Origin of the sequence: Streptomyces sp. NPDC047706 (assembly GCF_043204795.1) — a bacterium.
Taxonomy (GTDB): Bacteria; Actinomycetota; Actinomycetes; order Streptomycetales; family Streptomycetaceae; genus Streptomyces.
Window position 1 is genome coordinate 1 of record NZ_JBIDCW010000050.1, and the last position, 11,906, is coordinate 11,906.

At 68.0% G+C, this 11,906-nt stretch carries 15 protein-coding genes; 9 read left to right on the plus strand and 6 right to left on the minus strand.

The window, feature by feature from the left end; all coding sequences use genetic code 11:
• Nucleotides 1-58: 58 nt before the first annotated feature.
• The 3 genes from ACGF8A_RS34050 to ACGF8A_RS34060 form a co-directional block, all read right to left on the minus strand.
• Nucleotides 59-226: a hypothetical protein gene (locus ACGF8A_RS34050; protein ID WP_393114618.1), complete on the minus strand. Its 168-nt coding sequence runs from the start codon at nt 224-226 to the stop codon at nt 59-61.
• Between the two features lie 131 nt (nt 227-357).
• Nucleotides 358-831: an NUDIX domain-containing protein gene (locus ACGF8A_RS34055; RefSeq protein ID WP_393114620.1), complete on the minus strand. Its 474-nt coding sequence runs from the start codon at nt 829-831 to the stop codon at nt 358-360.
• A 2-nt stretch (nt 832-833) separates the two neighbouring features.
• Complete coding sequence (locus ACGF8A_RS34060) at nt 834-1,553, minus strand: XRE family transcriptional regulator (RefSeq protein WP_393114643.1); 720 nt, start codon at nt 1,551-1,553, stop codon at nt 834-836.
• 273 nt (nt 1,554-1,826) lie between these two features.
• Between ACGF8A_RS34060 and ACGF8A_RS34065 the strand changes: the two genes are divergently transcribed.
• Complete coding sequence (locus ACGF8A_RS34065; RefSeq protein WP_393114645.1) at nt 1,827-2,078, plus strand: hypothetical protein; 252 nt, start codon at nt 1,827-1,829, stop codon at nt 2,076-2,078.
• The gene (locus ACGF8A_RS34070; RefSeq protein WP_385860428.1) at nt 2,066-2,311 is read left to right on the plus strand and encodes a hypothetical protein; all 246 of its coding nucleotides are present in this window, start codon (nt 2,066-2,068) and stop codon (nt 2,309-2,311) included. The genes ACGF8A_RS34065 and ACGF8A_RS34070 overlap by 13 nt, the downstream gene beginning before the upstream one ends.
• 575 nt (nt 2,312-2,886) lie before the next feature.
• On the opposite strand, the gene ACGF8A_RS34075 is transcribed toward ACGF8A_RS34070, so the two are convergent.
• A complete protein-coding gene (locus tag ACGF8A_RS34075; RefSeq protein WP_224349277.1) occupies nt 2,887-3,756 on the minus strand; it encodes a winged helix-turn-helix domain-containing protein in 870 nt (289 codons plus the stop codon).
• 178 nt (nt 3,757-3,934) lie between these two features.
• Between ACGF8A_RS34075 and ACGF8A_RS34080 the strand changes: the two genes are divergently transcribed.
• The 7 genes from ACGF8A_RS34080 (at nt 3,935) to ACGF8A_RS34110 (ending at nt 9,677) form a co-directional block, all read left to right on the plus strand.
• A complete protein-coding gene (locus tag ACGF8A_RS34080) occupies nt 3,935-4,288 on the plus strand; it encodes a hypothetical protein (RefSeq protein ID WP_365597164.1) in 354 nt (117 codons plus the stop codon).
• Entirely contained in the window at nt 4,285-4,473 is a 189-nt protein-coding gene (locus tag ACGF8A_RS34085) for a hypothetical protein (RefSeq protein ID WP_393114625.1), read from the plus strand. Before ACGF8A_RS34080 ends, ACGF8A_RS34085 begins: the two co-directional genes overlap by 4 nt.
• 1 nt (nt 4,474) lies before the next feature.
• Nucleotides 4,475-5,866, plus strand: coding sequence for a cell division protein FtsK (locus ACGF8A_RS34090; RefSeq protein ID WP_393114627.1), 1,392 nt, complete (start codon nt 4,475-4,477; stop codon nt 5,864-5,866).
• 36 nt (nt 5,867-5,902) lie between these two features.
• On the plus strand, nt 5,903-6,634 hold the full coding sequence (locus ACGF8A_RS34095) for a DUF2637 domain-containing protein (protein ID WP_393114629.1): 732 nt from the start codon (nt 5,903-5,905) through the stop codon (nt 6,632-6,634).
• Nucleotides 6,635-6,778: 144 nt separating this feature from the next.
• The gene (locus ACGF8A_RS34100; protein ID WP_393114631.1) at nt 6,779-8,209 is read left to right on the plus strand and encodes a replication initiator; all 1,431 of its coding nucleotides are present in this window, start codon (nt 6,779-6,781) and stop codon (nt 8,207-8,209) included.
• Complete coding sequence (locus ACGF8A_RS34105) at nt 8,209-8,433, plus strand: helix-turn-helix domain-containing protein (protein WP_393114633.1); 225 nt, start codon at nt 8,209-8,211, stop codon at nt 8,431-8,433. Before ACGF8A_RS34100 ends, ACGF8A_RS34105 begins: the two co-directional genes overlap by 1 nt.
• Nucleotides 8,433-9,677 carry a tyrosine-type recombinase/integrase gene (locus ACGF8A_RS34110; protein WP_393114636.1) on the plus strand — a complete coding sequence of 415 codons (1,245 nt, stop codon included), beginning with the start codon at nt 8,433-8,435 and terminating at the stop codon, nt 9,675-9,677. Before ACGF8A_RS34105 ends, ACGF8A_RS34110 begins: the two co-directional genes overlap by 1 nt.
• A 113-nt stretch (nt 9,678-9,790) precedes the next feature.
• On the opposite strand, the gene ACGF8A_RS34115 is transcribed toward ACGF8A_RS34110, so the two are convergent.
• On the minus strand, nt 9,791-10,300 hold the full coding sequence (locus ACGF8A_RS34115) for an SUKH-3 domain-containing protein (RefSeq protein ID WP_393114638.1): 510 nt from the start codon (nt 10,298-10,300) through the stop codon (nt 9,791-9,793).
• A partial coding sequence (locus ACGF8A_RS34120; RefSeq protein ID WP_393114641.1) for a polymorphic toxin-type HINT domain-containing protein occupies nt 10,300-11,906 on the minus strand: 1,607 nt, incomplete at its 5' end. The genes ACGF8A_RS34120 and ACGF8A_RS34115, both read right to left, overlap by 1 nt.

Here is an 11,906-nt window from a genome sequence, read left to right on the forward strand (position 1 = left end):
GGGGCCTTACGCCTGCCCGGACTTGGGGATACCGCGGATCGCGCGACGCGCCTCGTGCTCACGGACGGTAGCCGACGGTTACTGGGAACAGCTCACTGAGCAGGGTTTCACCACCGAAACCACGGTTGATATCGGTGATCTCGTCAGGGGTCACACCTGACTTGAAGCCGCCAGTCAGCGGGCAGTTGGAATTGTGAACGAGTACCGGCGTGGCCCCCGCCAGCACATAGTACGTGTGCTACGCGAGCCCCTCGACCTGCTTTTATGCAGGTCAAGCGAGGTTTGCTGGTCCGGTGACGTGCGTCGGTGGCCGTGGTTGTGCGGGGTTGTTGCCGTCAGCTACTGCCGTCAGTCGGTTCAGCCCAGGTACGGCTTCTCGCGGTGTTCCAAGAAGTGCTGGAGCCTGAGCCGTTGGGTGTGGTGCATCGGCAACTGCTCGATTTCTTCGGGCGGTACAAACCGGAGTTCCGTGGACTCGTCGGAGATTTCCAGCTGATGGCCACCGGTGATGCGGGCGGTGAAGCAGACGTTGAACTGGCGGCGGACCTCGCCGTCGGCGTAGGCGATGATGTGTTTCGGGTCGGTGTAGGTGCCGACCAGGCCGGTGATCTCGACGTCGAGGCCGGTCTCTTCCTTGACTTCGCGGACGGCTGTGCCGGGCAGGGAGTCGGTGAGGTCCATGCCGCCGCCGGGCAGCGCCCATAGGTCGTTGTCGCGGCGGCGCTGGAGGAGGATGCGGCCGTGGTCGTCGGTGACGACGGCGGATGCGGCGACGACCATGCTGTTCGGCTTGGGTGCGCTGGGGTCGTCGTAGTACTCGGTGCGGGCCACGGTCAGCCTTCCTCTCGTACTGGCGTCGCCGTTGCCCACACGGCGTCGAAGCTCTCGGTGTAGGTGTCGAACATTCCGCCTGTCTCGTGTCGACGAAGATGCCACACCGGGGCGGCGTAGGCGTTGACGCCCCAGACATGGGCGTTGACGAGTTGCTGGTCGTCGGCGCGGTAGAGGGAATTGTAGAGCGTGGTGCCGTGGGTGCGGACTTCGATGCCGGGGGTGCCGGCGAGCGGCCTGTAGTGCATGAGCGCGAGGCGGCAGCGGGATTCGATGCCGTGGCCGAACCGCTCCTCCTGGCCGCGGGCTTGGACGTTGTCGCTGTCGGCGTCTCCGATCGCGATGCGGACGGTGCAGCCTTCGGCGGCGCGTTCGGTGAGGAGTTCGTTGAGCCGCGGGTAAGCCTCGTGGAGGAAGACGGCCGCGTAGACGAGGATGTCGATCCGTTCCCGGGCCTGGGCCATCAGGTCGGTGAACGCCGAAACGGGGATGTCGGCCCGCTGTTCGTAAAGCGCCACCAGTTCAGGGCTGATGGCGCGGACGGGGCGGGCTTGGCGGAGCGCCGGCCAGAGTGCGTGCACGTCTTCTCCCAGGGCCTTGGCCGCCTGGAGGGCTGTGGCACGGCGTGGGATGCGCCCGAGGTTCACCCAGCGCTCGACCGATTTGGGGTCGACCTCGACCTCCTGGGCGAGGGTGGCGTATGTCCAGCCTCCGGCCGCCATGACGGCTCGTAGTCTCTCGTTCGGCACGAGTCTCCCCCTTCGTCTCATGACGGCACCAGGGACGTTCTACACGGTGCGGGACGTCCCGAAGTGGGGTTTGGTGGAGGTTCCTTCGTCCCGGTGACCGGCGTGAGGATCGGTGCCGACCCTGCGGCACCGACGGGCCCAGGGGCACGCATCCACGCCGCCGAGGAGCGTCACCGTGCGAAAGAGCACCACCCCATGTGTTCCCGCCCTGAGACTGGACGCCCGGTCGCGCACCGCCTCGCCGGGGTGGTCACGATGACGGCCCCCACCCCTGATACCGACGGGCACACCGTCTCGCCCGATGTCGGCGCCCTGGTGGTCGACCGACGGAACGACAAGGTGGGCGTGGTCATGGGGCATGTGGGGCCGTATGTGCAACTTCGGCCACCACGCGGTGGCCGGGAGTGGGACGTGCCTCCCGAAGACGTACGTGCGCCCACTCCGACAGAGGAGCTGAGCGCGAAGGTGACCGTGGCCAACCGGAGGTGGGGACGGTGACCCCTCGCTCGGTCCTGCGATACGAGACCTGGACTCTCCAGCCCGACCGCGAGCCGGATGCGGAGCCGGTCCTGTACGCGATGCAGTGCGCCGTGGACGGAGAGACCTCGCCGACGAGCGAGGACTTCGCCGAACCGCAGAACTGGGTGCTGCGGCACTGCGGCCAAAACCCGTCCCACCACACCTACCGGGAGATCATCACCCGGCCCTGGCGGGCCTGGCGGCAGATGTGACCCGTCCTGCTCGCCCAGGCGGCGCCCCGCTCTGACCCACTCGACTCCCGTCCCTGCCGGGCGTGGCCGATCGAGGCTCCCCCGTCCTCATCAGCCCCGGCAGGGACGGGCGCTCACATGCCGGACCCATGAGCACGGGGTTCTGGCCTCAGCCACAGAAAGTCAGCCACGACGGCGGGCGCGCCGACCGACCACCCGCCACGTGTGTCTCGCTCAACCCCGCACCGGCGTCAGCCCAGTCATCTCCATCGTCACGGCCCCCAGCCAGGCACCAAGCATGGGCGTCCGGGACGGCGCGAGCCCGCCGGGCAGCCTCTCACGTGCCCGGCCAGTCTGCTGCTGAGCGGTCGGACCGGGGCTTCCGATTGGTGGTCCGGCCTACGCTCCCGGGCTCTGCGCGCCGAGTGGTCGGCGGCCGTCGCCAGCGGGGCGGCAGACAGGAGCGGGCGGCGGTCACCGACCGCCGGCGCGCGGCGGCCCGCGTCAGCGGGACGCCCTTGATCAAGTAAAGAAACTCTGAACAGCTCACCCCGTCGAACCCCGTCGAACCCACCGGTTGGGCTGCCGGGTCGAGGTCAGGGCCGCTGTTGCCGACGCTTCTTCGATTCGGCCAGCGCGGTCTTCAGCTTCTCGCTCGGCGACACGTCCGGCTCGGCTTCGTCGTCGTGGAGGGATGGCAGGAACAGGCCGCGGCGGCTCTTTTCTCGCTTGACCTTCCGGCGCTCGTTGAAGAGCCGCTGATGCTCCTCCCGGACCACGACCCATCGCCGGTCCAGGTCTGCTTCTCGCTCCAGAAGCTCGTCATCGCTGAGGTCGGCGAACTCGGTGGCGGCTGCGCGCGCCTCGCGGTCGATCTCCTCGCGCAGCAGGTAGTTCGTGATGGGCCCATGGTGCTTGCCCGGTTCCGGCTCTTGGCGGACGAAGACGCCGCGCCCCTTGACCGCGTACGCCAGCCCGTCCTGCTTGAGGCGTCGATAGGCGTTCTGCGCGGTGGAGTTGGCGACTTTGAACCGCTCTTGGATCTCCCGGGCGGGCGGGAGCTGGGAACCCGGGGGGTAGGCGCCTTCCACGATTTCCCGGCGGAGGATGTCGGCGACCTGGGCATACGGCGGTCGGGCGTCGTCGTTGCGGATGACGTCGAGTGGCCAGTCAGGCCCCTCGACGTCGGCTTCGTCCTGATCGCTCTCGGCCCCTTCGTCGCTTCCGCCGATGGAGGTGCTGACGTAGCTGCCCCGGCCGAGCTGGGAGTAGACCAGACCCTCTCGCTTGAGCACGCGCAGGGCGTTCTGGACGGTGGAGCTGGAGACGCCGAACCGGTCACCCAGCACGTTGGCCGAAGGCAGGCGCTCACCGGGGCGGAACTCGCCGTTGAGGATCGCGTCCCGCAGGGCCTCGGCGGCCTGGAGGTACGGCGGCCGGGAGTCCTCGTCCAAGGGCAGGGTCATGTCCCCACGGTATCGCCAGCAAGCCGTAGCGATACAGGCACATCCCCGGGTTCCCACCTGACCACCTACCAACCTGATCGAAGTCACAACCTAATCGACCTTGCAAGTTGAGCGATCATCTCCCTATGCTCCATGTCGAGCCGATCAAGCGGCTCCACCGAACAAGGGGTGTGATGGCATGGCCATGACTCGAATCCGTGTTGCCCTGCTGCCGTCGGCGGTGTGCATCGCGGGCACCGACCCGGCGTTGAAGATCAAGGACCAGCAGACCGGGGAGGTCGCCACCGACCGGGAGACCGGTGCGTCGCTGTACACGGTGACCGTGATGCTCATGGAGGACGGCCGCGCCGAAGTCCTGAAGATCACCGTCCCGGAGACGGGCCTTGCGGCCGGGCTGAAGCCGGGGGCGATGGTGCGGCCGGTGGAGCTGTTCGCGACCCCGTGGGCGCGGATCTTCAACGGTCAGCTCTCCGACGGCGTCGCCTACCGGGCTTCCCGCCTGGAGCTGGTGACGGTGGAGGCGAACCAGTGACTTGCTTCGAACACCGCTCGCCGGAGCGGGAGTTGTCCTCGCTCCGGCCCCTGCCTGGTACGGAAGGCAAGGCCACCTTCGCCGTCTCGGCTGCCGTGCTCGATGTGCTCGGCCTGGCCCCGGAACAGGTGGCCCACCTCGACCTGGGCGGCGTATTCCGCCGGATACACGAAGAGGGGGCCTGACGTGGAAGTTGTGACGGAATACGCGTCGTACGCGCTGCCGATCGCTGCGGCGTTCATCGGTGTGTGGCTGGTGTGGACGGTGGTGCGCTACGTGCGGGCCGACCGGGGCACGCGGGTCAGCATGCGGCAGGCCGTCCGGGTCCGCTGGGGCTGGGTACGGCTCGCGCGGATGGCCGGGCTGACGGTCACCGACAAGACACCGAGCCTGCTCGCGCAGATCACCGCGCAGAAGGACGGTCCCCCGCCCGCTCCCCGGGTGCTGACTCCGAAGATCAAGGTCAAGCCCGACCAGTTCGGGGTGATCGTGCGGGCCCGGACGCTGCCGCAGGTCGGGCTGGAGGAGTACCAGAAGTCGGCGCGGTTCCTGGCCGATGCCTGGCGGTGCACGCGGGTATCCGTGCTGTCAGACGGCCCCGGCAAGGTGGTGATCCGGGGCGTGCGCTCCGACCCGCTGACCACGCCGACCACCCACCGGCCCAGCGGCCGACCACTCGCGGACCTGACGCGCTGGGAACTTGGTGTGGACGAGTACGCCGCCCGGGTGTGGGTGTCCCTGGCGAACGTGCCCGGTGTGACGGTGGCCGGCGTCCCCGGTGCGGGCAAGACCTCGGGGGTCAACAAGTTCGTCTGCGACTTCGCACCGTCGGCCGCCGTGCAGATCGCAGGTGCCGACGGGAAGGTGTCGCGGGCATCGGAGGGCGACTACGCCGACCTGGTCAAGCGGATGTTCGCGTTCTGCGGTGACGACCTGGATGAGGCGAACGAGCTGTTCAAGCGCCTGGTGGAGCTGCGCAAGCGGCGCTCGGCGACCATCCGTGACGTGCTGGGCGTGAAGAACATGTGGCACGTCGGCCCCTCTCCGGAGTGGCCGCTCACGGTCCTGATCATCGATGAGGCGCACACGTACTTCCGCGAGTACAAGGGCAGCGACGCCACCACCATGCGCCTGGCCGCGCTGACGGCGGAGAACGCCCGGCTGGTGGAGGACCTGGTCAAGAAGGGCCGCAGCGTCGGCATCCTGGTGATCCTGATCAGCCAGAAGACCACCGGCGACGCCATCCCCACCTTCATCCGCGACGTGTGCCCCATCGGGCTGTCGTTCGCGCAGAAGACCGTGGAAGCCGCGGTGGCCGCGCTGGGTGAGGACATCCGCAACTGGCCCGACGCCAGTCCGGTCACCTTGCAGGACCCCGCCTACGTCGGCGTCGCGGTGATGGCGATGCAGGGCCGCCCGGGCTACACCCGCATCCGCACCCCCTACGTCTCCGACGCCGACGCCGCCCGCGTCGCGGACGCCACTTCGCACCTGACCGCCGACCCTGACCTGTGCCTGGACGCCCTCCTGCGCTCGACCGGCCGGACGACACCGCCCGCGCCCTCGCTCACCAAGTGACCCCGAAACGCCCACACTAGAAGGGAGGTTGAGATCATGGCGGAGGAACGGTTCACCCGGCGCACTGTGACCGTGGTCATGGCGGTCATCGCGGCCCTGGCCTTCGTCTTCTCCTTCGGCAACGTCTGGGCACTCGCCCTGCGTCTCGGCGTCCCCCGCCCGATCGCGCCGCTGATCGCTCCCATGGTGGACCTGTCCGTTGTCGGTCTCCTGGTCGCGCTGCGGTTCCTGGCCCTGCGCGGCGTGTCCAAGGCGGAGTTGCGGGCCGGTACCCGGCTGCTGCACCTGTGCGGGCTGCTCACCCTCGCCCTGAACACCGCCGAACCCCTGCTGGCCGGACGCTACGGCCGGGCCTGCCTGGACACCGTCGCCCCGCTCCTGCTCCTCGGCTGGGGCCACGTCGGCCCCGCCTTCCTCGCCCAGTTCCACACCCTCACCCGCCCCACCCCGCACCGCGAGGACACTCCCGCTTCTGCCTCCTGCCCGCTGCCCGACAAAGCACCCCCGACCCTCATCCCGGACGTCGTTGCCGCCCCGGCCGAGGAACCGCAGCCCGCCCCGGCTCCAGTCGCTGCTCTGCCCGTCACCGTCGCGAAGACGGTTCGACCCGCCTCCGTCCCGGCCCTGCCGGCTGCCCTGCTGGACGCGGCCCGGCGCATCGCGGACACCCACCGCGCCGATCACGAAGTGCCGATCACAGCGGCCCAGTTGGGGACTCGCATGGGCGTCGCCCTGCCGGTGGCCACCGCCGCCCTCGCTCAGCTCTGAGCCCCGGCCCTCACGGCCGCATCCCCCTCGCTCAACCCACGCCCACCCGATGGGCCTGGTTCGTCATGGCCCGAGCAGCAACACGCCCACAGTCACGGCCTGTTGCTGCTCGGTGCCCCACCCGACAGAAGGGACACGCCTCGAATGGTCGCCCTGGACCTGCGCCACGTGACAAGCCCCGCCGTGCGGGACCTGCTCCACCTCGTCAACCATCCCGACTTCGACCGCGCGCAGCAGCAGATCGAACGCCTCGGTGGCTGCACCGAACCCGTCCGCCTCACCGGCCGCACCACCACCCTCGACACCACGACCGGTGAAGTCCTGCGCTCCTACTCCACCGACACCGAGCCCACCGGCAATCTGCTCACCGCGTGCGGCAACCGCCGCGCCTCCCGTTGCCCGGCCTGCTCCCGCCTCTACGCCGCCGACACCTACCACCTCATCCGCGCCGGCCTCTCGGGCGGCAAGAACGTGCCCGACACCGTCCGCACCCACCCCCGCGTCTTCGCCACCCTCACCGCACCGTCCTTCGGCCCCGTCCACAACCGCCCCGACGCCCGGCCCTGCCGCTGCGGCACCCACCACGACTCAACGGACCCGTTGCTCGGCACGCCGCTCAATCCGGCGACGTACGACTACGCGGGCGCGGTCCTCTTCAACGCCCACGCCGGAGCCCTGTGGGCCCGCTTCACCACCTACCTGCGCCGCGAGCTCGCCGTCCGGCTCGGCATGACCCAGAAGGCCGCCCGCGCCGTACTGCGGGTGTCCTTCGCGAAGGTCGCCGAGTACCAGAAGCGCGGCCTGGTCCACTTCCACGCCGTCATCCGCCTTGACGGACCCGACGGCAGCACCCAGCCCCCGCCCCCGTACGCCACCGTCACCGTGCTCGCCGACGCCATCCGCGCCGCCGCGCCGCGCGCCCGCATCTCCGTCGACTCCGACGCGGTCGGGGAACGCGAACTCACCTGGGGCCAGCAGCTCGACGTACGCGAGATCGCCGCCTTCGGCACCGACGCCGAATTCAGCGACCAGGCCGTGGCCGCCTACGTGGCCAAGTACGCCACCAAGTCCGCCGACACCTCCGGCACCCTCGACCACCAGCTGTTCTGCCGCCCCTGCCAGGGACGCGGCGTCACCCTCCTGCCCCACGGCACCCCGCTCCCGTGCACCGCCTGCGATGGCACCGGGCAGGCCCGGCCGTTGCCCCGGCTCGCCGTCGCCCGGCACGTGCGGCAGATGATCCGCACCTGCTGGGAACTGGGCCGCCTCCCGGAGTTCGCCGACCTCAGGCTCTGGAAGTGGGCGCACATGCTCGGCTTCCGCGGCCATTTCTCCACCAAATCCCGCTCCTACTCGACCACCCTCGGCACGCTGCGCGACGCCCGCCGCACCTGGCGCACCGAACAGACCCGCGCCCACGCCGGCCTGCCCGAACCCGATCCGACAACCACCCTCGTCGTCGGCCACTGGGACTACCTCGGCTCGGGGTACAGCCCCGGCGCGAACCTCCTCGCCGCCGAAGTCTGGCACCGCAAGGAACTGGAACGGCAGTTTGCAGCCGAAGGCGGCAGTTGATGACCTCGCCCCCGCCGACCGTCCTCCGCACGGGAGCGGTCCCAGTACCGGATCTGCTGACGGTGCCCCAAGTGATGGCCCACCTCCAGCTCGGCCGCTCCGCCGTCTACGACCTCCTCCGCTCCGGCCAGCTCGCCTCGATCACCCTCGGGCGCGCCCGCCGCATCCCCACCCACGCCCTCACCGACTTCATCCACGCCCGACTCGAACAGGAAGCCGCCTGATGGCCACGCCCCGCGACACCCCCGCCTCCCGCCGTATCCGCGCCAACGGCGACGGGACCGTCTACCAGCGCAAGGACAGCCGCTGGGAAGCCGCCGGATACGTCCTCGCCCCCGGCAACACCCGCAAGCGCGTCCGCGTCTACGGCACCACCCGCAAGGAGGCCCTGGCGAAGCTCACGGAGAAGATCGCCGCCAGCAACCGCGGCCTCCCCATCCCGTCCGCGCAGGGCAGCGTGGCCACGTACCTGACGTACTGGCTCGACGCTGTCGCCGTCCACCAGCTCCGCGAGAACACCCACACCCGCTACACGGCCGTTGCCCGGCTCTATCTCATCCCCGGCCTCGGACGGAAGAAGCTCGCCAAGCTCACCGCCAAGGACATCCGCACCTGGCTCAACCAGCTCCGCACCACCTGCCAGTGCTGCACCCGCGGCCTCGACACCGCCCGCGACCAACCCCTCTGCTGTGCCGCCGGAAAGTGCTGTTCCAAGCAGCTCTCACCCCTGACCCTGGCCTACGTACACTCCGTCCTCAAGTCCGCGCTGGAGCACGCGGTACGTGAAGAGGAGATCCCGCGCAACGTCGCCCGCAACGTCCGCACCGGCACCCCACGGCCCCGGCGCTTCGAACCACTCACCGCCGACGAAGCCCGCCAGTTCCTCTCGACTACGCGCGGACACCGGCTGCACGCACTGTTCGAACTCGCCCTCCACACCGGACTCCGCAAGGGCGAACTTCTCGGCCTCCACTGGGAAGACCTCGACCTCGACGCGGGCACGGCCGCCATCCGCCGCACACTTCAGCGCACCAGCACCGGCGGGCTTACCACGCTACCCACCAAAACGCGCGCCTCCGAGCGCCGCATCGCTCTCCCCACCCGCTGCGTCCAGTCGCTGAAGCTCCACCACGAACAGCAGGAGCGCGAGCGTGAGGCCTCGGGCGCCACGTGGCAGCACGACGCGCACGTGTTCACCACAGTGCAGGGCAGACCGATCGACCCGACCAACCTCACCCGCACCTTCACCACGATCCTCCGCAGGGCTGGCCTCCGCCACATCCGCTTCCACGACCTCCGCCACTCCACCGCCACCTTGCTCCTGGAGCAAGGCGTCGAACTCGTCGTGATCAAGGAACTGCTCGGCCACGCCCACATCGGCGTTACCGCCACCGTCTACGCCCACGTCCGACTCCGCCTCCAGCGAGACGCCATCGACTCCCTCGGCCGCGCCCTCGACCACTCCTGACATACGTACGGCAACGGCGGCGGACACCAGGTGTCCGCCGCCGTTGCCGTCAACTACTGCCGTCAACCCGGCCAGAAGCCTCGTTACGTGAAGCTCTACGCGGCCGAGATTCACTAACGAGAATCAGGCCTCGGCCAAGGATCGAGTCCCGGATCGGAGTGCAGACAGTTCAGTGGGCGATTCGCGCAGACCGCCAACTCTAGGGAGTCCTCAAAGGTGGAACCAAGCTCCCAGATCCAACCCATGCCAGCAGCAACCACCCTCCCCCCAGCTTCTACGAAAACGCTTGAACAACTGAGCCATTCACCGATGGGGAAATAGTCCCCACCAAGAATGCTTTCCACCTCTGCCGCTAGATCACGCTGCCCTGATCCAGCGGCAATGGGATCGAAGTTGTAAGGCTCGTCATTACTGAAGTTCGGACCGACTCGATTTACCGGCTCGATTGAGAGCCCTCCCACCGCCGCGAGGATTTCCTCTGCCAATGGATGGGACCGGTAGCCTTCACCCTCTAGCGGCAAGACCCATTGACCTGGGTCAACCTTCCTGTCTGCGCTCCATCCGGACGCAACGAGCGCCCCAAGCAGATCCTCGCTGAGCGAGTCGAAGCGAATCAGGGACATCAGTTGATCTCCAGGTCTTCCAGCAGTCGGCCACAACGACCACAGGGGTGAGCCGGTTCACCATGCCCATCCGTATTCGATGTTGGCATGGAGTTGTTCCGCGTCCTCACGGTTCGCATGGTTCCGCCCCTGATGGCCTCGGGCCCCTCAGCTGCCTGGGCCTGAATGAGACAGTGCACCTCTGCGCATCCTCCATGATGCCCTGTCCGTTCGAGCGCATCCGCCAACGGCCCTTCCGCCTGCTGGCCATGCTTATTGCGGCCGTAGTACTTCGCCCCTGAAGGAGACGTGTACTCGGAGGCAAACTTCACACCAGGTTCGTTGCGAACGCTGTCGGCATAGTCGCCCAGGTTGCAGTTGTGAACGAGGACCGGTGTGGTCCCTGCCACCACATAGTACGTGTGCAGGTCGTCGACAGTGAGATTGTAAGTGGTGCTGAAGGTCGTGGCGAACGCCTTGTTGGCGGTGACGATGACCGTGGCGCCGTCGTCGGTCCGCAGGGTCATTCCTGGTTGCAGGTCGGCGGCGGGTACCCAGTCGAGTTCCGAGGGGGACCAGAAGGGGTGTTCATGGGTCGCCGTAAGCTTCTTGATCCCCGCTTCTGTGGCAATAGAGAGTTCGTTGAAACGCTTGTCGTCTTTCGTGACGATAAGGCTGGTTACCTCGCGCGGCCCCTGTTCTCCCGTCTCGGGATCGGTGGCCAGCACCTTATCGCCCAGCTCGATTTCTTCGATGCTTTTCGTCTTGCCGTCCGCCATGAGGACGGCCGTGCCGGCAAGGAAGCATTTGCAGCTTGGCGTAGGAACGTCATTCTTCTTCGTCAGAGTTTTGAGGAGTTTTTTACCCAGCCCTGCGACGCTAGCCATGCTGGCGACGTCGAGTGCAACTTGGGTGTCTTTGTAGTGCACGGAGTCAGTGTCGACGCCCTTGGTACTGATGAATTCGTCGTATGCGTCTGTCGCACCACTGCAGTCTTCTATCCAGCACCATGGACTGGCGTTAGAGGCCGCTTCAGCGGATTCTGTTAGCCAGCGGCCAATTGCTCCAAGTACTTCTTTCCAACCCCCGCGTGCCTTGGGGTTGCTCGGCTCTCCGCTAGAGCACGGCACGGATAGGGCGTATCCGCCGGAGAAGTTGTAGCACGTCACGCCGTCGAGGCCGCCTTGGCTGTGGTTGGCCGTGCCTGCGCTGTTGGTCGTTCCTGCATCGGAGGTAGTTGCTCCGCTGGAAACTGCGTTTACCGGCGTTCCCTTGGGGCCGCTCGGGCATGCGGGCTCTCCGCTGCCGCAGGCGAGGATCAGTCCAGTGGGGTCGGAGAAGGTGACAGGGTTGTTGTTGCTGTAGGCGTAGCCGTTGATCTGTTGGGGGTCTTTCAGGTCGCCGATGGGGTCGACGCTGATGAACCGTCCGTTGGTCGCGTCGTACTCGCGGGCTCCCAGGTGGGTGAGGCCGGTGGGGTCTTCGGTGCCTCCGACGAAACCCTTTTCGCCGAGCCAGGTGGCGGGCCTTTCAGCCCGGATCCACCGGCTGATGTTTCCGGGGTCCGATTTCTCGCCGAGGGCTGATGGTGGTGTGGGGCACGGGTTCGAGGGCGTGCAGCGTCCGC